The 20323-nt window shown below is 67.3% G+C and carries 15 protein-coding genes; 10 read left to right on the top strand and 5 right to left on the bottom strand.

Annotated elements, in window-relative coordinates; genetic code table 11:
- Window positions 1–2: 2 nt before the first annotated feature.
- Genes JFN87_RS02845 through JFN87_RS02815 form a run of 7 tightly spaced genes read left to right on the top strand, consistent with a single transcriptional unit; the run spans window position 3 to window position 8884 of the window.
- Entirely contained in the window at window positions 3–2234 is a 2232-nt protein-coding gene (locus JFN87_RS02845) for a CocE/NonD family hydrolase (RefSeq protein ID WP_209338223.1), read from the top strand.
- Window positions 2235–2293: 59 nt separating this feature from the next.
- A complete protein-coding gene (locus JFN87_RS02840; protein ID WP_209338222.1) occupies window positions 2294–3565 on the top strand; it encodes an acyl-CoA dehydrogenase family protein in 1272 nt (423 codons plus the stop codon).
- Window positions 3566–3574: 9 nt separating this feature from the next.
- Window positions 3575–4642: a quinone oxidoreductase family protein gene (locus tag JFN87_RS02835; protein ID WP_209338221.1), complete on the top strand. Its 1068-nt coding sequence runs from the start codon at window positions 3575–3577 to the stop codon at window positions 4640–4642.
- The gene (gene mhpA / locus JFN87_RS02830) at window positions 4639–6243 is read left to right on the top strand and encodes a bifunctional 3-(3-hydroxy-phenyl)propionate/3-hydroxycinnamic acid hydroxylase MhpA (protein ID WP_209338220.1); all 1605 of its coding nucleotides are present in this window, start codon (window positions 4639–4641) and stop codon (window positions 6241–6243) included. The genes JFN87_RS02835 and mhpA overlap by 4 nt, the downstream gene beginning before the upstream one ends.
- Window positions 6240–7379 (top strand): DUF3500 domain-containing protein, encoded by a 1140-nt coding sequence (locus JFN87_RS02825; protein ID WP_209338219.1) that lies wholly within the window; start codon window positions 6240–6242, stop codon window positions 7377–7379. The genes mhpA and JFN87_RS02825 overlap by 4 nt, the downstream gene beginning before the upstream one ends.
- A 53-nt stretch (window positions 7380–7432) precedes the next feature.
- Entirely contained in the window at window positions 7433–8308 is an 876-nt protein-coding gene (locus tag JFN87_RS02820; RefSeq protein WP_209338218.1) for a fumarylacetoacetate hydrolase family protein, read from the top strand.
- 54 nt (window positions 8309–8362) lie between these two features.
- A complete protein-coding gene (locus JFN87_RS02815) occupies window positions 8363–8884 on the top strand; it encodes a nuclear transport factor 2 family protein (RefSeq protein ID WP_209338217.1) in 522 nt (173 codons plus the stop codon).
- A gap of 16 nt (window positions 8885–8900) precedes the next feature.
- Here JFN87_RS02815 and JFN87_RS02810 read toward each other — a convergent pair whose 3' ends face one another.
- Window positions 8901–9602 (bottom strand): hypothetical protein, encoded by a 702-nt coding sequence (locus JFN87_RS02810; protein WP_209338216.1) that lies wholly within the window; start codon window positions 9600–9602, stop codon window positions 8901–8903.
- A 190-nt stretch (window positions 9603–9792) separates the two neighbouring features.
- Here JFN87_RS02810 and JFN87_RS02805 point away from each other — a divergent pair, with 190 nt between their 5' ends.
- Window positions 9793–10365: a TetR/AcrR family transcriptional regulator gene (locus JFN87_RS02805; protein ID WP_307865271.1), complete on the top strand. Its 573-nt coding sequence runs from the start codon at window positions 9793–9795 to the stop codon at window positions 10363–10365.
- 55 nt (window positions 10366–10420) lie between these two features.
- Here the strand turns inward: JFN87_RS02805 and JFN87_RS02800 are convergent, their stop codons facing one another.
- Complete coding sequence (locus tag JFN87_RS02800; protein ID WP_209338214.1) at window positions 10421–11056, bottom strand: TetR/AcrR family transcriptional regulator; 636 nt, start codon at window positions 11054–11056, stop codon at window positions 10421–10423.
- A gap of 117 nt (window positions 11057–11173) precedes the next feature.
- On the opposite strand from JFN87_RS02800, the gene JFN87_RS02795 reads away from it, so the two are divergent.
- On the top strand, window positions 11174–12916 hold the full coding sequence (locus tag JFN87_RS02795) for a CocE/NonD family hydrolase (protein WP_209338213.1): 1743 nt from the start codon (window positions 11174–11176) through the stop codon (window positions 12914–12916).
- Window positions 12917–13005: 89 nt separating this feature from the next.
- Here JFN87_RS02795 and JFN87_RS02790 read toward each other — a convergent pair whose 3' ends face one another.
- The 3 genes from JFN87_RS02790 to JFN87_RS02780 form a co-directional block, all read right to left on the bottom strand.
- Complete coding sequence (locus tag JFN87_RS02790) at window positions 13006–14412, bottom strand: glycoside hydrolase family 76 protein (protein WP_209338212.1); 1407 nt, start codon at window positions 14410–14412, stop codon at window positions 13006–13008.
- A gap of 111 nt (window positions 14413–14523) precedes the next feature.
- Entirely contained in the window at window positions 14524–15630 is a 1107-nt protein-coding gene (locus tag JFN87_RS02785; RefSeq protein WP_245178625.1) for an SGNH/GDSL hydrolase family protein, read from the bottom strand.
- Window positions 15631–15727: 97 nt separating this feature from the next.
- Complete coding sequence (locus JFN87_RS02780; RefSeq protein WP_209338210.1) at window positions 15728–18112, bottom strand: RICIN domain-containing protein; 2385 nt, start codon at window positions 18110–18112, stop codon at window positions 15728–15730.
- Window positions 18113–18526: 414 nt separating this feature from the next.
- On the opposite strand from JFN87_RS02780, the gene JFN87_RS02775 reads away from it, so the two are divergent.
- Window positions 18527–20236, top strand: a complete 1710-nt coding sequence (locus JFN87_RS02775; protein ID WP_209338209.1) for a glycoside hydrolase family 27 protein — start codon at window positions 18527–18529, stop codon at window positions 20234–20236.
- Window positions 20237–20323: the final 87 nt, after the last annotated feature.

Here is a 20323-nt window from a genome sequence, read left to right as displayed (position 1 = left end):
CCGTGCGCACCGTCAACGCGAAAGAAGAAATGACCGGTGTATTCGCCGGCCCGATCCGCGGGCTCAGGTATCAGACACCCACGACGAACGGTTTCACGAACGAACGCGGTGAGTTCCGGTACCGAAAAGGGGAGGCTGTCAGCTTCCGCGTCGGTGGTCTCGTCCTGGGAGCGGTCGAAGGGGCGCCACGGGTGAACTTGTCGCAGCTGGTCAACCGCGTCGCCGGAAGGATCGACAGGCTTCACGATCCCCTCGTGACCAATCTCGCCCGACTGGTGCAGACACTGGATCAGGACGGAGACGTCGAGAGCGGTGTCACGATCGCTCCACAGGTTCATGAGCTCATCGAGCCGATGGTCATCGACTTCGGCCAGGCCGATGTGGCCACCGACCCCGCGGTCGTTGCCCTGTTGGAAAAGCTCAACGCAGCGCCCGGAGTCTTCACGACCCGGGAGCCACGGGGAATTCGTCAGGCCGCTGCCGCACGCAACACTCTGCGGCGGGACATTCGTGGCATCGTCAAGATGACGGACGTCAAGATTCCCCTGCGAGACGGCTCTTTCCTCTATGCTGACGTCTTTCGCCCGGCCGGCGACGGCCGGCACCCGGTCGTCATGAGTCTGGGCTTCTACGGAAAGGCCTTCAACCACGAGTGCATCTGCGGCGAAGACGACGCTCTGGAGAAGGAGGAGCTGGAGGACCGCTACTTCTCGGGAAACCCGGACGGCCTCCAGTACGAGAATCATGAGAGTGTCGACTCGGCCGTCTGGGTCCCGAAGGGCTATGTGTGCGTCCGGGTCGATGCACGCGGCGTCGGGAACAGCCCCGGCCTCCAGCGGCCTCTGAGCGTGCAGGAGGCCGAGGACAACTACGACGTGATCGAGTGGGCGGGCACACAGCCCTGGTCGAACGGCAGTGTCGGCCTGTGGGGGATGTCCTACCTGGCGATGACGCAGCACAACGTCGCGAGCCTGCGGCCGCCCCACCTCAAGGCAATGATCGCCCTGGGCACCGATGCCGACCTGTACAACGAGACCCTCTACAACGGCGGCATCTTCGGAGAGGGCTTTTGGACCTGGTGGTGGAAGGCGTGGTCCGGCAGGAACTTCTGCGGCGAAGAGCGGCGCGAGTCGGACTGGATGACCCGGACGCTGGCCACTCCCTTCAACGACCCGGCCGCTTACGGCGCCCGTGGATCGATCTTCATGCGTCCCGAGGTCGAGAAGTCAACGGCGGCCGTCTGGATCGTGGGCCCGCAGACCGGCGTCGCGATCCACCAGCTGGGCAGCAGCGAGACCTTCATCCGGTCGACCGGAGCGGTGGCAAGGAAGTTCGACTTCGTCGACGCCTGGTTCCCGTACAGCTACAAGGGCTCGACGATCGCCGAACACATGCGGTTCTTCGACCACTGGCTCAAGGGCGAGGACAACGGCGCCATGGACGGAGCGCCGGTCAGGGTGCAGGTCAGGACAGGGAACGCCGCACATTTCGTCCTGGAGGAGGCCGAATGGCCCATCGCGCGGACCGAGTACCGTCGCTGGTATCTGGATGGCGGGCCGTCACACTGGCAGGGCGACACCCAACGGGACGACCTCCGGCGTCTCACCGAGAGCATCCCGGGTGCTGAGAGAAGTGCGAGCTACGAGGCGCATCTGGAACTGGGGCAGCCCACCCTCGCGCCGACCGGTCCCGTCGGCGGCACCCCACGCTGGTCGACCGGCATCTCGTTCGTCAGCGATCCGATGTCGGAGGACCTGGTACTCGCCGGCTACATGAAGACCGGCCTGTGGGTGTCGTCGACGAGCAGCGACATGGACGTCTTCGTGTCGTTGCGCGTGATCGACGAGGAGGACCGGGAGATCCGCTACGAGGCACTGGTCCATCCGATCGATCCGGAGCACGCCCATCCGGTGGGGCACGGCATGCTGAAGGTGTCGCGCCGCACACTCGACGAGGCGAGGTCGACTCGGTACTGGCCCGTCCACACGCATGCGGAGGCGGACCACAGGCCACTCCAGGACGGCGAGATCGTACCGATCGAGCTCGGACTCAATCCGAGCACCGCCCTCATCCGCAAAGGATGCCGGCTCCGCGTCGACGTCCAGCCGTACGCGCCTGCCGCAGTGCCGGTCCGCGCGTACGACGCGAGCTACCACGTCGGCGCGAGGAACGCGATCCACACCGGGCCCGACCACCCCAGTTATGTGCAGTTGCCGATCGTGCCCCTCAGGTGATCTCGGCTTCTTCTGTCATGGCAGCGCAACCGGTTCGAACGACACAGGAGGTAATGACGATGATGGCGGCTGACGAGACGTCTGCACGGCTGACGGCCGTCCTGGACAAGGTCAGGGCCCTCGGGCCCACCTTGCGGGAGCGCGCGCTCGAAGCGGAACGGGCAGGACGTCATTCCGACGAGACCATCGCCGATATCGACGCCACCGGGGCTTTCGAGATCGGAAGTCCCGCCGAGTTCGGCGGCTACGAGTTCTCCGTCCGGCAGCAGCTGGATGTCGTCACCGAGGTCGCCAAGTGGGACGGCTCGTGCGGATGGACCGTGTGGGCGGGCGCCTCGACGAACTGGATCCCGGCCGGTTCCGGTGCCCGCGTCGTGGAAGAGGTCTACAAGCCTGAATGGGTGGGTCCGCGGGTCGCCGGGTCGAGCCACTTCCCGGCCTCCCGAGGGCGCGCGAAGCGGGTCGAGGGCGGCTGGCAGCTGTCCGGCGGCCCCTGGACGTTCGGCAGTGACGCGCTCTGGGCGCCCTTCACCAACCTCGGCTGCATCGCCGATGACGGCGAGGGGCCATACCTGGTGGGCGCTCAGGTCCCGCTCGGTGAGCTCCGGTTCCTTGACGACTGGCACGTCGCCGGAATGCGCGCCACGGGCAGCGTCTCCTGCAAGCTCGCCGCCGACGAGTTGTTCGTCCCGGACCATCGCTGCGTCGACTTCCGCGACATCACCGGTGGAAACCTCGACAACGGTCTCAAGGGGTCGCTGTGGCAGGCGCCCTCGCTCGGCTGGTCGTTCAGTCTCATGGCCGGGATGTCGATCGGTATCGCCCAGGGTGCCCTGGAGCGCTTCCTCGAGCGCTCCGCCGGCCGGCCGATTCGCGGAACCACGTACAAGAACCAGCTCGAAGCCCCACTGACCCATCTGATGCTGGCCGAGTTCCACTCCAAGGTCCAGTCGGCGACGCTGATGACCCGTGCCAACGCGGAGGAGACCGATCGGCTCGGTGTACTCGCTGCCGCCGGGACACCGGCGGACCCGGACTACATGCAGCGTTTCAGCGCTCGAGTCCTCGTGGAGACCGCTTATGCGGCCAAGTGGTGCGCGGAGGCGGTCGAGCTGTTGCAGCGCAACTCCGGATCGACCGCGATCATGGATTTCGAACCGATTCAGCGCGCGTGGCGCGATGCCCGGGTCGTCACCCTGCACGGCGCTCTCAACCTCGAAGCACTGTCCGAGAACTACGGACGGCTGATGGCCGGGGTCCAGCCGCACAACTTCGCGGGCATCACCACTTTGGACCGCTTCGCGCCGACCGCGCCGAACAAGGCCGTCTAGGCGGCGGGCATGCAGACGCGAAACAATGGGCCCGACCGTCAAGCGCTCGACGGCGCTGTCCCGGCGGGATTCGTCGATGCCCCGGGTGCGGACCCGCGGCTGGGCTCGGTCGTGCTGCCGGCGCGGCCGGCCGGCAGCACGCTGCTGACGGTGATCGCGGCGCCGTTGAACCCGCTGGACCTGGCCATCGCCTCGGGGACGTTCCATTCGGCCCGCCATGAAGCCCCCTACGTGCCGGGCAGCGAGTGTGTGGGCGTCGTGCTCGACTCCGACCGCCATCCGCGCGACTCCTGGGTCTATGCCGAGTCCCACGCCTCGCCGGCGACCCCGGGCAGCTTCGCGGCGCGAGTGATCGTCGCCGACGACGACGTACTGCCGCTGCCGGACGGCCTCGATCCGGTGCAGGCCGCGGCGGTCGGCAACTCCGGTACGGCGGCGTTCATGCCACTGATCGAGGAGGCCGGGCTGCGTCCCGGCGAGACAGTGCTGGTGCTGGGAGCCACCGGCGCGGTCGGGCAGCTGGCTGTCCAAGTGGCCCACCGCAGCGGAGCGAAACGCGTGGTCGGCGTCGCCCGCGACCCCGCGGCGCTGGAGCGGCTGCTCACCCTCGGCGCGGACGCGGTCGTCGCCGTGCACGCGGGCGAAGGGGCCGACGCGCTGGCGGCACGGCTCCTGACCGCGACCGGTCCGGTGGATGTCGTCCTCGACGGCCTGTACGGAGTGCCTTTGGAGGCGGCACTGCGCATGTGCGCGCCGCGGGCCCGGGTGGTCAACGTCGGCAACGCGGCCGGTGCGACCGCGCAGGTGCCGGCCGGACTGCTGCGCGGCAAGCAGCTCGTCCTGTCCGGATTCGCCGGGCTGCACACCCCGCTCGCGGACAAGCGAACAGCACTGACCTGGCTATGGACCGCCCTCGGCCGCGATCAGCTCCAACTCTCCGTCCACACCTTCCCGCTCGAGGAACTCCCCTCGGCATGGCGCGCGCAAACGGCCTCACCGCACGCCAAGTGCGTCCTGCTGCCCGACGACAGTCGCTTCCGACGTCCGACACGACACGACCGGAGTACCCGACCGTGACCTCCCCTCCCGAAGCAACCGCCTTCCGGCCTGTGGTCGACTGCGTGGTCGTGGGCGGCGGCCCCGTCGGGCTGCTGACCGCCATCTTCCTCGGGCAGGCCGGCTTGCGGGTGACCGTCGTGGAACGCTGGCCGCAGCGGTATCCGCTGCCGCGGGCGTGCACCATCGACCACGAGGCGCTGCGCGTTCTCCAGGCCGCAGGTCTCATGGCTGAGCACGCCGGACTGTTTGAAGCGTCTCAGGGCGATCGGGGCGGGTACGAGTTCCGTAACGGTGAGGGCGATCTGCTGCAGGCCATCGACTGGAACAGGACCGCCGAGTCCGGATGGGCAAACACCAACGGCTTCCACCAGCCCGATCTCGAAGCAGTGCTTGAGGAGCTCGCGACCGCGACACCGGGCGTGAGCGTGCACCGCGGATGGACTTTCCAGGCCATGGCCCAGCACCACGAGGAAGTGACCGTCGAGCTGGCCCCCACACACCAGCCGGCCGAGGTCGTACGGGTGCGGTCGCGATGGCTCGTCGGCGCCGACGGCGCCAACAGCTCCGTCCGCTTTCGGCTCGGCATCGGGGTCGGGGACTCGGGCTTCGAGGCCGACTGGCTGGTGGTGGACTACCGGCCGCTGGTCGAGGAGAAGTGGAGTGCCTTCGTCACCCAGTACTGCGATCCGGCGCAGCCGGCCACCGCGGTCAACAGCGGGCCGGGACGGCGGCGGTTCGAGTTCATGCGCCGCGCGGACATGACGGTGGAGGAACTGGGCCGGGACAGCACGGCCTGGCGCCTCATGGCTCCCTGGGGCGTGACACCGGACACCGCCCGGCTCGAACGGCACGCCGTCTACACCTTCCGCGGGCGGTGGGCGCACGCCTGGAACCGGGGGAACGTATTCCTGGCGGGTGACGCGGCCCACCTCATGCCCCCCTTCCTCGGGCAGGGGCTCTGCTCGGGCATTCGGGACGCCCGGGCGCTCGCCTGGCGTCTGGCCATGGTGCACCGCGGCCTGGCGGCACCTGCCGTGCTCGACACGTACGGGCCGGAGCGCACCGGGCACGTCCGGGAGATCATCGACGAGGCGGTGGCCGCCGGCCGTGTCATCTGCGAGCTCGACGTCGACCGGGCGGCTGCCCGGGACACCGAGATGACGCAGCGGTCGCACGATCCGGATGCCGGCACCCGGGAGCCGCCGCATCCCCGTCTGGGCGAACCGTCGCTCACGCTCGCGAGCGGCGGCGCCGAGGGGCGGCTGTCGCCGCAAGGACGCATTCGAAACGCCGACTGTGTGGGCCTGTTCGACGACATCGTCGGCGGCGGGGGTTGGCAACTGATCAGCATCGTCGGCGATCCCACCGAATTGCTCTCCGCCGAGGGCCACTCCTGGTTCCGGCGGATCGGTGGTGTGGTCGCCGACGTGTCGGGCGCGGGCCCGATCCAGGATCTCGACGGCGCGTACGAGCGCTGGTTCACCGCACACGGATGTGAGGCGTTTCTGGCACGGCCGGACTTCTACGTGTTCGCCGCCGGCGAGCACACCGACATCCCACGCTTCGTCTCGCAGCTGCGCGGGGCACTCCAGCCGGACTCAGCGGAAGGAACGTCATGACGTCGGCACACCCCTCCGGCCCGAGCGGTCATCTCCCGGAGGCGCACAGGCCGCGACCGGGCGGTTCGTTCGACGCCACGGCGATCACCTTCGCGGCCATGGGGCTCTTCGACGGGCTGAGTGCCGATCAGCGCACGCGTGTGCTGCTGTCGCACGAAGACCCGGGCAGGAAGGGCTGGAACTTTTTGCCCGAGTCCGGTCGGCCAGGTCTTCCGCTCGCTGAGCTGGACCGCCGGCAGGAGGTGCTGGCACACCGGCTGATCGCCGAGTCGATGTCGATCCCTGCCTACGCCCGCGTGGTCCAGGTGATGGCCAACGAGCACGTACTTCGCGAGCTCAACCAGCCCGTGTTCGGTCACGTCGCGGCCACGCTCCGGGACGCACGCGGCTACTTCCTCACCTTCTTCGGCCAACCGCAGCCCGACACCACCTGGGGCTGGCGTCTGGTCGGCCACCACGTGTCGGTCAACCTCAGTGTCGTCGACGGCGACCTGGTCAACGCGACCCCGTTCCTGCTGGGTGCCGAGCCCGCTCGCTTCGGCCCCTTCCGGATCCTCGGCGAGGAGGAGGACACGGCCTTCATCCTGCTCGACAGCCTCACCGGCTCCCAGCGACAGCAGACGGTCATCCACCCCAAGCCGCCGGCGGACTTCGTCACCCGCACCGTCCCGACCGTGGGCGAGGTCGAGTACCCCGCATACCACGGCGTCGGTCGCCGTGACGCGATGATCACCGACGAGGACCGCGAGGCCCTGGCGTACTTCCGTTCCCACCCCCGCGGGATCCGGGTCGGCGACCTCTCGGCCGCCCAGCGCAACCACTTCGACGCGCTGCTCGCCCATTTCGTTGGACGCGCCCGCCCGGGCCTGGTCGGTTTCGAGATGGACCGCATCGCGGCCGCCGGCGGCGTCGACGAGCTGCGCTTCGCCTGGGCCGGCGGCACCTCCATCGAGCAACCGCACTACTTCCGGATCCAGGGCCCGGCCACCCTGATCGAGTTCGACAACGCCGAGGACAACGCCAACCACGTGCACAGCGTCTGGCGCGACCCCGCCAACGACTTCGGCACCGACCTGCTGATCCAGCACCACCTCGACCACGACCACACCGGCTCACATGCCGACGACACCGGCTGACCGGCGCAGCTGCCCGTATCGCAGCCGACTCTCGAAGACCAGAAGGGAAACACATGAAAATCGTGGGTGTCAGGCGGCTGCATGCCGGCTCCGGCATAGAAGTCGCCGCACTGGGCGAGCAACCAGGTGAAGTCACCGTCATTGCTCCACTCGCGGACTTCTGGGCCGACCCGGCGGGGCACCTGTCCCGTCCGCCCGCCGGCGAGACCCTCGCCATCACGTCGATCGAGCGAGTCCCCCCGGTACTGCCCGACGCACGTGTCATCTGTATCGGACTCAACTACCTGGAGCACGCGGCGGAGGGTAGTTACCGGGGCCAGGACCTGCCGCCCTATCCCAGCCTCTTCGCCCGCTGGACCCAGTCCCTGACCGTGGACGGTGCGGAAGTCCCCGTGCCTTCCAACGAGGAAGGTCTCGACTGGGAGGGTGAGGTCATCGCCTGGGTCGGAGCGCCGCTCGTCGACGCCTCCCCCGACGAGGCGCTGGCATCGGTCATCGGCTATTCGGTCTTCAACGACCTGACCTCACGCAAAGCGCAGAAGCTGACAACGCAGTGGATCCTGGGCAAGAACGGAGACCGGTCAGGCCCTGTAGGACCCATGGTCCCGTCGGTTGAAGTCGGCGACCTCAAGCAGGGCCTGCGGCTACAGACCCGTGTCAACGGCGAGACCATGCAGGACGGCCGCACCGATCAGATGATCTACGCGGTCGGAGACACCTTGTCCCTGATCTCACACACCCTGTCCCTGCGGCCCGGCGACCTCCTCGCGACCGGCACGCCGGCGGGCGTCGGCTACGGCCGCACACCCCCGCGGTTGCTGCAGCCCGGGGACACCGTTGAAGTCGAGGTGGAACGGCTGGGGGTGTTGCGCAACACCGTTGTGGGAAACGAGCGTCGTTCAGCCAACGACTTCCGTGCCCACAAATGATCGACCGAAGAGTCGACCTGCCAAAATGACAAGCGGCAAATCAAGGAGCCCAAAGTGAGTGAGCACGACAAAGCGGAAATCATCGAGATCATAAATCTGTACGCACTCGCACTTGACGCCCATCAATGGGAGCTGTTCGACCGCGTCTTCACGGAAGACGTGGTGGCGGAGTTCGGCCCGGCCGGCGCAGCCTGGACCGGCCTGGCGAACTTCAAGCGCTCCTTTGCCGAGTTCCACGCGACGTTGGACAGTCACCAGCACACGATGATGGGCCACTTGGTGCACCTCGACGGCGACAAGGCGAACGCCTTCAGCTACGGCAACTGGCTTCTGGTGCGGGAAGCGGCGGAAGGGGGCCCCACCTGGGAAGGGACGGGCTGGTACGACGACGAACTCGTACGCACCGAACACGGCTGGCGCATTCAGCGGCGCGTCTGCCGGCTGATGTCCTGGAGCGGCAACCCCTCGGTGCCCGAGCCGAACAAGGAGCACAATCCGGACATGCAACTCAATAAGCTGCACCAGCACAGCGAGGCGGGAAAGATCGAATTCCTCAAGGCCATCGGAAGGAAATAGGCGGCACTCTCCGCTCTCAGGCGCGTGCCGCGGCCGCGGCGGCGACGATCCAGTTCCTGAACTCGACGGCGTAGTGCCGCAGATGATGCTCCAGGACGCCCTGCGGGCATGAGGTGGGCACATAGACAGTGAGGCTTGCGGTGAAACCGTCGATGGTGTCACCGAACTGAGTGAGCGCCCGCCCGACGACCGTACCGTCGTCCAGGAAAAGGTTCGAGGACATCTTGTGCGGAAACTCCGCGTCCGGGAGGAGCTCATCCGCGTCCGCGGCCCAGGCCATCGCGCCCGTTCCCCAGCCTCCCATGAAGAAGGAGCAGACGTGGGGGCCGATGTTCTCCACCACATGGAAGGATCCATCGGCCCCCGGCGCCATCACGTAGTGCTCAGGGTGTGCCGCGAGAAGTGCCTCCCCGTGCGCCGCGAAGGCCTCGTCCATCCAGGCCAGGAACTCGCCCGAAGCGAGGCCCCGCGCCGCGAGCACCGTCGTGCCTGCCATGAAGTCGCCGTCGGACGCGCGAGCACACTCCCGCAGGAAGTCATTGCCTTCCTCGATGTCGGTGGCCAGGAGGTCGAGCAGGCCCTGGCGCCCGAGTCGCGTCCTGAAGCGGCTCAGAGCACGGCGGGCGTAGAACAACTCGAAGTCGTCGATGTCCCCTTGGCCGGTGGGCCCTGACACGAGGGTGACGGCCACGGGCGCCGAGGTCTGGTTGTCGGTCATTCTCGTACCTCCATAGAATATGAACGCGAACTCACATTCACATTTCGAGCATACCCAGAAGGGTCGGCGACTTGTCAAAGGCCGTCACGAGAGGGTCGCCGATACCATGCGGGACATGACCCATGAGCCAGATCGCCGAGCCCCGTACCGGGAGCCCCGGCAGGCTCGCAGTGCCGCGACACTGGCTCGCGTGCTGCAGGCGGCCGAGGAGATCGCTTCGTCGACCGGCCTGGACGAGATGACGATCACGAGTGTCGCCAAGCGCGCCGGCGTCTCGGTCGGCACGATCTACCGGCGTTTCGAAGACAAGGACCAGCTGATCACCGCCCTGACCGAGAGGATGCTGAAACGGCGCGAGGAGTACGTGGCCGATCGACTGCGCGCGGCAGCGCCGTCACTCTCCGGTGTCACGGGCGCCTTCTCTCACGCGTTGCTGGAGTCCTTCGCCGGCAGCGGCAATCTCTTTCCCGAGCTGCTGCGGCTCCGGGGAACGAGTGCCGTGGATCGCGGGGCCCGCACCATCACCGAGATTCATCGCCTCCTCCTGCAAGCGGCTGCCCCCTACGCCCACGAGATCCGCCGCTCCGAACCGCAGGCAGCGCTGGACACCGTGGCCCGCGCCATCCTCGGCGCGTGCTTCCACAACTCCCTGCGGCCCGATCCCGCCGCCGACGAGGCGGCCAGACGTCGGTATGCCGACGAACTCGGCGACATGGCGGTCGCTTACCTGCTCAGCCCCGGCCGCCGCTCCCCTTCCACGTGAGCCGCCCGCACCGCCGAGCACCGGTCGGCTGACGCCGATCCGCATACGGCAGCAGTCAGGGTCGCTCGGCCGTCGGCGGCGGGACCAGCACTCTTTGCACAGCGGGCCCGACGATCGAGATCAGGGTCTCACGGTCTGCTCCGGTGAGCGTGGGGACGCTGACGATGCCTCGTCCGACCACGAGTCCGACGAGCATCGACGACACGATCCCCGCTCTGAGTGTCGCGTTGTCGACGGCGCGCGACGCGATGCCGTCGACGAGCAGCCGCTCCTGGAGGAACTCGCGTAGCTGCTCATTCGCCTGGTCGTTGACGATGGCTCCCCGCAGCATCGCCATCAGTGGCTCGGAGCTCGTGTCGTCCCCCTCCCACACCTCGAGGAAGGCTCGGACCACGCGCTCTCCGAGATGTTCGTCCGTTCCCTCGAACGCGGCGCTGAAGCGAGTCAACGCTTTCGGGGGAACGGACATGACGGCGGCGAACAGCTCGCTCTTCGACCGGAAGAACTGCATCACCAGCGACGCGTCGACCCCGGCGTCGGCCGCGACTCTCCGGATCGTGGTCGCGGTGAAGCCGTCGGCCGCGAACCGGACTCTGGCCGCATCGAGTATCGCCCGTCGCGTCGTGTTCGTCCCCGGCCGCCGTCCGCGTCGTGTGGCGGTGGCGGTGGCGGGACTCGTGTGAGCGGTCATGCTCCGAAACTACCTCGCGCACAATATCAACACTGGTTGAGTTATGAGGTCTCATGCCCGTACGCTCGCGTTGTCGGCAGAGCCCGTCCGTGGACGGCGAGATGCGAGGAGTTCACCATGAGTGATGACCAGAAGGTTTTCATGCCGTCTCAGCCGCTGGAGCCGGGTGACCGGTACGGGATCCTGAGCGGATTCGAGCCAGGCACTCGCACGTTGGAGGCGGGCTTCCGCATCTCCCCGCCGTTCAAACCACTGGCCGACGACATCGTCTTCGACAAGGACGTGCCGGTAACCCTGCGTGACGGCGTCACGATCCACGTCGATGTCTTTCGTCCTGCGGGAACGGAACGGGTGCCGGTCATCGTGGCGTGGAGCCCTTACGGCAAGGGCCAGGGAACGTCCGCCAGCGTGATGGGCATCTTCGGCATGGTCGGGCTGGACAACGGAATCGTTTCGGGTCTGGAGAAGTTCGAAGGCCCCGATCCGGCGTACTGGTGTGCGCACGGCTACGCCATCTGCAACCCGGACATCCGGGGCGTGGCCGACTCGGAGGGCGACAGCGTCCTGTGGGACAGGCAGGAGGGGGAGGACTGTCACGACCTGATCGAGTGGCTGGGCGTCCAGGACTGGTGCAGCGGCAAGGTCGCGATGAGCGGCACGTCCTACCTGGCGGTCTCGCAGTGGTTCACCGCGGCGGAACAACCGCCGCACTTGGCGGCGATCAACCCGTGGGAAGGCGTCAGCGACGTCTACCGCGACCTCGTGATGCGCGGCGGCATGCCCGACACCGGTTTCGCCCGGCAGCTGCGGGACAACAGCTTCTTCGGCAACAACCGCAAGGAGGACATCATCGCGGAGGCCGAGCGCCATCCCCTGATGAACACCCTGTGGGAGAACAAGATCCCGCGGTTCGAGAAGATCACCGTGCCCGCGTACGTCGTCGCAAGCTACTCCAACACACTGCACACCGCGGGTACCTTCCGGGCCTGGCGCCGGATGGCGTCCCAGGACAAGTGGCTGCGCATCCACAACAGCCAGGAATGGCCCGACTACTACGACGAGGCGAACAGGGAGGATCTGCGCCGGTTCTTCGACCGCTTCCTCAAGGGCGAGGACAACGGATGGGAGCAGACGCCGCGCGTGCGCTACTCCCTCCTCGACCTGGAAGGCGGCGACCAGGTGAACATCCCGGCGGACCGGTTCCCGCCGGCCGACGTCACGCCGACCAAGTACTACCTCGACGGCCGATCACGAACCCTCGGCACGACAGCGCCCACCGACGAGGCGATGGCGGGCTACACCGTCGGGTCCAATCCGGACACGGTGTCGTTCGTGACGCGCTTCGACCAGGAGACCGTGCTGGTCGGGTACCCGAAGGCGCATCTGTGGGTCGAGGCGAAGGGCTCCGACGACATGGACCTGTTCCTCCTCGTCCAGAAGCTCGACGCGTACGGGACGCCGTTGCAGCAGTTCACCGTGCCCAATCAGGGTGCCCTGGTCCAGGACGTCACCGAGCGAGGTGCCTCGATCCTGCGGTACAAGGGCTCCGACGGACGCCTGCGCGTCTCCATGCGCCACCTGGACGACGCACTGTCCACCGTGGACGTCCCCGCCCACAGCTTCGACCGGGTCGAGAAGCTCTCACCCGGTGAGGTCGTGGACGTCGAAATCGACCTGCTCCCGATCGGACTCGGCTTCCACCCGGGTGAGCAGCTCCGCCTCGTCATCAGCGGCCGGTCGCTCCTGGGCACGATGATGCCCGCGATCCGCGAGTACACCCCCGCCAACAGCGGACAGCACACCGTCCACACGGGGGGCGACCGCTCGTCCTACCTGCTGCTTCCCGTGAAGACGGCGTGACCCGGGCGGCTGCGTCGCGCACTGCGTCGGCGGCCCGTGGTTCACCGGTGGTGAAGGGCCGCGGGCCGCGTCAGCAGAGCGGTCTGGAGTCAGGTTCTGGCCCACTTCTGGTTGGCGCCGCCGTTGCAGGTCCAGATCTCCAGCAAGGTGCCGTTGGCCGTGCCGTTGCCGGTGGCGTCCAGGCACTTGCCGGAGGCGGGATTGACCACCGTGCCGTCCCCGTTGACGGTCCACTGCTGGTTGCTGCCGTTGTTGCAGTCCCAGATCTGTACCGGGGTGCCGTCGGCCGTGCCGGCGCCGTCGACGTCCAGGCACTTGGTGCCGTAGATGGTCAGCCGGCCTGATGGTGTGGCGGTCCAGCTCTGGTTGGTGCCGCCGTTGCAGTCCCACAGCGCGATTCGGGTGCCGTCCGTCCGGGTGGCGCCGGGCACGTCCGCGCATTTGCCGGACTGCTGCCCGCGCAGGACCCCGGTGGTGCCGGACGTGGCGGTGGCGTTGGCGGCGACGAGGGTCGCGGCGGCGCTGGCCTGGGTGGTGGGGCTCCACAGGGCGAAGGGCCCGACGAAGGAGTTGCCCTGTTGGCCCGAGCCGTTGGTGTCGTTGGCGAGGATGGAGTCGGCGGTGGTGCTCAGGAAGGTGTTGTACTGATCCGTCCGTGCGGCGGTGGCCAGAGCCCGCAGGTAGCGGGCGAAGATGCCCTTGAAGGCGCCGCCGTCGCCGCCGCAGCCGGGTTCGCAGCCCTCGTAGAGGACGCCGCCCTTGTTGAAGTGCTGCGTGGCCGCGGTGGCGATCGACTCCGCCGTGCTCAGCAGGGAGCCGTCGCCGGTGGCGCGGTTCAGCTCGACGAGTCCTTGGAGGATGACGCCCTGGTTGTAGGTGTAGTTCGCGGTGTGGAATCCGCAACCGGAGGCGTCGAGTCCGTCGCGGACGAGGTTTCCGCTGATGAGGCCGGAGTTCTTGAACCAGTTCCATTCCTGGTCGGCCCACCCGAGGTAGGTGGTGTCGCCGGGGATGCGGTTGTGCAGTCCGGCGGTGACGGCGAGGAAGAGTTCGTTGGCGATGGAGGCCTTGTACGTCTTGGCAGTGCTCCAGTAGACGCCACCACCGCACTGGGTGTCCCAGTAGTCGTGCACGTAGTTGGCGGTGGTCCTTGCCATGTTCAGATAGTCGGCGTTGCCGGTGACGTCGTAGGCCTGGAGCCAGGCCAGACTCCACCAGCCGGTGTCGTCGATGTAGTCGTTGGTGAAGTCGCTGTTCCTGGCGTACGCGCCGGAGATCACGTAGTCGTACTGGGTGTCGCCGGTGGCCTGGCGGTAGGTCATCACGGTGCTCAGGGACACCGCCGAGGTCCACCAGTCACTGCCGATGCGCCCGGTACCGGGATCATAGGACTGCATGAGGACCGAGACGCTACTGGCCGCCGGACTCGGCGCAGCCTGCGCGCGGGTGGATGCTGACGGGATCAGCAGGATCAGGCCGAGCAGGGCGGCTGTCATCCAGGCTGACCATCGTCTCAGGTGATGTGGGGGGATCATGCGCTTCCCTACTGCTGGTTGTCGTCCTCGTAGGCGGTGATGGACGGCATGGACGTTACGGAAGGCGCACGATCAGGGGGTGGACCATTGCTGATTCGCACCGCCGTTGCAGTCCCAGATCACCAGCTGAGTGCCGTCGGTCGTGGAGGACGCGGGATCGTCCAGGCAGCGACCCGAAGCGGGGTTGCGGAAGCCGCCGTTGTACGGCTGCCACTGCTGGTTGCCACCGCCGTTGCAGTCCCAGATCTCGACCTTGCTGCCGTTCGCGGTGCCCGCACCGGTCACGTCGAGACACTTGCCGAGTGCACGCAGCGTGCCGTCGGAGGAAGCGGTCCAGGTTTGTGCGCTGGTGTTGTTGCAGGACCAGATCTGCGCGGCGGTGCCGCTGGCGGTGTTGCCGCCGTTGACGTCGAGGCATTTGCCAGAGATGCCCGAGTGCACGGCGCCGCCGCCGCTGGTGGCGACGGGTGCCTTGATCCAGCCGGCGTCGTCGGCTTCCTGGATGCCTGTGTTGAACGCATCGGCCATCTTCTGGTAGCCGCCGTCGTTGGGGTGCAGCTGGTCGGACAGGTCGGCGGTGGTCAGGGCGCTCATGTCCACCAGACGGACATGCTTGCCGGCCGCCTGTTCGGCCTGGACGATGGCGGGGATCGCTTGGTTGAACGCGGGCCGGTTGGGCTCCTCGGTGGGGTTCGTCGAGACGATGAGCGTGCCGACCAGTACCGTGGCGTCGGGTGCGTCGGCGGTGACCTGGTCGATCAGCGCGTGCAGCCGGTCCGTGGCGGTGGATACCTGGTAGTTCTGGTTGAGGTCGTTGGTGCCGATCTCCAGGGTGATGACATTGGGCCGGTAGTGGGCCAGCACGGAGTCGGCGATGCCGGCGATCTGGTCGATGCGCCAGCCGGAGTGGCCTTCGTTGTCCGGGTCGGACATGGTGCCGTTGCGCTGAGTGCCGACGAAGTCCAGTGCGTGGCCCTCGGAGGACAGCTCGTTCCACAGGTCGCTGCGGTAGCTGTTTCCGGTACTGCTGCCGATGCCCCAGGTGATCGAGTCACCCAGCGGCATCACCCGCAGTGAGGCGGGGGCAGCAGCGGCCGGGGCCTGCCTGGCGGTGGCAGGAGCCTGGTTGGTGGCAGCGGTCGCCGGCAGGGCGGCGCCGATGCTGAGAGCAGCCGTCATTGCTGCGGCTAACCCCGCTTTCCGATAGCTCATGAGTGCTCCTTGGTTGGGTGGGGTGCCCGGCGTAGTGGGCCGTCCGTCCGGGGCCGCTTCCGATTCAGGATGCGGCGGGGATGTTCCATCTCTGGTTGGCGCCGCCGTTGCAGTCCCAGATCTCGAGGGGGGTCCCGTTGTCGGTCGCGAGCTTGGGGACATCGAGACAGCGGCCCGACACGGGATTGACCAGAGTGCCGTCACTGACGGTCCACCGCTGGTTGCCGCCACCGTTGCAGTTCCACAGGTCCACCGGTGAGCCGTTGGCGGTGGCGTTGCCGACGACGTCCAGGCAGAGGCCGTTGATGGTGACCGAGTTGTTGCCGATGGTCCACTGCTGGGCGGGCGAGCCGTTGCAGTCCCAGAGGTCGACGACGGCGCCGGGGGTGGTGGAGGCGGTGTAGTCGTCCAGGCACTTCGCGGTGTTCAGGGCGGAGGTGACCTGCCCGGTCGATGTACCGCCCGCGCTTCCCGAGCCCGGCGTGATGGCGAGGTTGTCGAACTGGTCGGTGCGGTAGCCCTGGATGCCGAGCCCGGCCTGCCCTGAGGTGAAGGAGGTGTCGGTGACCGAGCCGACCTGCCGGCCGTCGACCTTGGCGCTGATCGTGGAACCCTGGAAGGTGAAGGCGAGGTTGTGCCACGCCCCGGTGCCCAGAGCGGTGGTGGTGCCGGTGGCCAGGGTGTGGTTGGAGCCGTCGGTGTACATCTTCTCGATCCACCACTGCCCGGTGTCCCTGATCCGGAAGTAGTAGGCGTTCATGTGCGACTGCGGACGCAGTTGCGTGTTGGCCCGGCCCAGCAGCTCGGTGGTGCCGGAGCTGCGCAGCAGTACGTCGGAGCTGACGGTGTAGTTCGACCAGCCGGTGTCGCCGATGAGCGCATAGGAGTCGGAGTCGTCCTGCCATTCGATCGGCTTGACGGGCGCCATCTGCTGGACGCACTGTCCGGAACGGCCGGTGCAGGGCTGGACCTCGAAAGAGCCCTGCATGTCGGACAGATACTTCGCCTCGGTGCCGCTAGCGTCGCTGTCGAAGTTGTCGTTGTAGGGCAGGGCGAGGGAGTGGGCGGCCGGCGGGGTTGCGGTCCCTTTGCCCGCGCCTCCCAGGGTGCTGACGGTGTAGACGTACCCCGGCTGCATCGTCAGCGAGTACGACCCGTTGCTGGGGGTGATGTCCTGGGTGTGGATGAACGATGTCGCGTCGCTGGGCGAGTTGACCTTCGTGGCCCACACGTGGACGGCGCCGGTGGACAGGCCGCCCTTGACGGTGAGGTTCACTGTCTGGGTGGAGTTGGAGGTCGTCGTCTCCAGGATCGTGGAGTAGTCGGTGGAGGTGTTCGACTTCAGCGTCACGTAGCTGCCGTTGGACTCCGAGCCGCCCAGGTAGCCCGACGCGGAGTCGATGAACTTCCACCCCGGCTGGGTGAACTGGGTGACCTGCGCGGTCGCCCACGTGTTGGCGCCGATCGTGTAGTGGCCCGACCACGGTGACCCGGCGGTGGCCAGGCCGACGGTGCTGAAGGGAAGGTTCGGGTAGATCGAGGCGATCAGCGGCCAGTTGAAGAAGCTGGTGAACCTCGCGTCGGTGTAGCCGCGGGTGATCGCCCGGATCAGCGCCGGGGCGCCGCCGTTCATGTCCTGCGAGCCGTTCTCGCTGTCCCACAACGGCTTGCCGAGGTTCCGGCCGTTCTGGGTGGACTGGCAGGAGGTCGCGTCGCCGCCGTCACCGCCGTTGCAGGAGTAGTGCACGCCGACGATGGAGACCGCGTTGTTGAACGCGGAGTTGCTGGTCATGTCGTCCGCGACGCTCCAGCCGGAGTCGTCACCGACGATCTGCACACTTCCGTAGCCGGCGTCGTTCAACGCGGAGCGCAGCTGGACGTACCAGTTGGCGTCGTGGCCGCGTTCGTTCCAGCCGCCCAGGTACTTGATGTCCAGCCCGTGCTGCTTGGCACAACCCAGCCAGGTGATCAGGTAGTTGATGGTGTCGGTGGACCAGAACCCACCGTTGATCCAGCCCGGTGCGGCCCACGCAAGACCGTAGAGACCGATGTTCGGATTGCGCTTCTTCGCCTGCTCGGCCAGCCAGAACTCGTAACCCGCATCGCAGTTGACCGTGCCCCTGGCGTGTTCGACCGATGGCTCAGAACCGTCGGTGGAGTTGGCGTCGCCACCGATCTCCAGCTTCAGCAGCTGGAGGTTCGCGCCATAGCCCGGCTTGAACATGTAGTCCAGGATCTGCGACTGCTCGGCCGCCGGATAGTCCTTCAACAGTCGGGAGTTGCCACCGCCGCCGCTGATGGCGCCGATCCCGTCGAACGTACGGCCACCCTGCGTACCGTCCACCGTGATGGACGTACTCGCCGCTTGGGCCGGGGCGGCGCCGACCGCGAGCAGCGCGGCAAGTAACGCCAGGATCCAGAGGGGAGCAAGTCTTGCTGTTCGGCGCATCGACTCATCCTTCGCCGCGAGGGAGAGACAGGAGGGGGCCGGCTCGACGGAGGAGCGCACCACCTACCGCCCGGAAGATGGTGCACAGTGTGCTGTCGTGTTGCTTTTCCAGTCAACCCCCAAGACAAATAAACAACTTCACACACAGTCCGATCAAGAAGGCCGCGCAACCGGGCACCCAACTCGGCGCCGCAAAAGGCCCGTTCAGACCAACCCTCCGTGTTCGCATATTTTCGATCATGTCGCTTGCATTGACGTGTTCACTCAAAGGCCATCACTATGCAACACGAACGCTCACGGATGTTGGAGGGCTCACGCCCTCCCTCTCACAGACGTGCAAGGAGTGGCATCGCCATGACCTCTTTAACACGGAAACGGCCAAGCAGGACGGGCAGGTACAGGCGCAGAGAGTGGGTGAGCCTGCTGGGCGCGGCCGCGCTGCTGGGCTCGTTCCTGTACGGAGCGGACGCGGCCGTCGCGCCCGCCGCGCACGCCGAAGGGAACGGGGCCGCCATAGCCCCCCAGTCCGGCTGGAGCAGCTGGAGCTTCATCAGGAAGAACCCGACCGAGGCGAACATCGAGGCGCAGGCAGCCGCAATGGCCTCCACCGGCCTGGTCAGCCACGGCTTCAACTACATCAACATCGACGACTTCTACATCCGCGACCCCCGCACCACCGTGGACTCCTACGGCCGCTGGGCGGTGGACACCGGCAAGTTCCCGCACGGCATGAAGGCAGTCGGGGACTACGTGCACGGCAAGGGCGAGAAGTTCGGCATGTACCTCACGCCGGGCATCCCGGTGGCCGCGTACAACCAGAACACCCCCATCGCAGGGACGTCCTACCACGCCAGGGACATCGTCTCCGACACCACGCACTACGAGAAGAACTACAACTTCGGTGACGGCTCGATGTACTTCATCGACTACGGCAAGAACCCGGCCGCGGCCCAGGCGTTCGTCAACTCGTGGGCCGACCTGCTGGCCTCCTACGGCGTGGACTACCTGAAGATGGACGGCGTCGGTCCGGACGACACCGCCGACGTCCAGCACTGGTCCCAGGCACTCAACCAGTCAGGCCGCACCATCCACTTCCAGCTCTCCAACTCCCTGGACGTCAAGAACGCCGCCGTGTGGAAGAACAACTCCAACGGGTGGCGCATAGACGGCGACGTCGAGTGCTACTGCAGCACCCTCACCAACTGGAACAACGTCTCCCAGCGCTTCAACGACCTACCCGCCTGGGTGGCCTACGACAGCCCCGGCGGCTGGGGCGACCCGGACTCCATCGAGGTCGGCAACGGCTCCAACGACGGACTGACCGCCGACGAACGCCGCACCCAGCTGACCCTCTGGTCCATCTCGGCCGCCCCTCTCATCCTCGGCACCGACCTGACCCACATGGACTCCGCCGACCTCTCCCTGCTCACCAACGACGAGGTCCTCGCCGTCGACCGCGCCGGCCGCCCCGCCCACCCCGTGAAGCAGGGCGCGCAGCAGCAGACCTGGTGGGCCTACAACGGCGACGGCACCTACGCCGTCGGCCTGTTCAACCTGGGCGGATCCTCTGCCAACGTCACCGCTGACTGGTCCGACCTCGGCTTCACCGGCAGCGCCACCGTCCACGACGACTGGAGCCACTCCGACCTGGGCTCCTCCGCGAACTCCTTCACCGCCTCGATCCCCAGCCATGGATCCCGGCTGCTGAAGGTCACACCGGCCGCCGGCCACGGCACCATCGGCGCGAGGATGGTCAGCAAGCTCTCCGGCCGGTGCGTCGACACTCCGCAGGGCACCACCTACAACACCACCCAGCTCGCCGTCTGGGACTGCAACGGCGGCCCCAACCAGAACGTCACGTACAACACGTCGTCCAAGACGCTGGTCCTGGAAGGCAAGTGCTTCGACGCCTACGACAACCAGACCACCGCCGGCACCCCCGTCGAGATGTACGACTGCAACGGTGGCACCAACCAGCAGTGGAACCGCAACACCAACGGCACCATCACCGGTGTCCAGTCCGGCCTGTGCCTCGACGTCACCGGTGCCACCAACCCCAACGGCGCGGGTCTCGAACTGTGGAACTGCAACGGCGGCGACAACCAGCAGTGGACCCTCGGCTGAGCAGCGCCCCGTGATCTGCGACGCCCAGAGCGGGATGCCCCGTGCCGGTGCACCGGCACGGGGCATCCCGTCGATCGCCGCGGACCT

The sequence above is a fragment of the Streptomyces montanisoli genome, from assembly GCF_017813245.1.
In the GTDB taxonomy this organism is placed as follows: domain Bacteria; phylum Actinomycetota; class Actinomycetes; order Streptomycetales; family Streptomycetaceae; genus Streptomyces; species Streptomyces montanisoli.
Note: the sequence above shows the minus strand (reverse complement) of the source record. Positions and strands in the feature narration are given on the sequence as shown.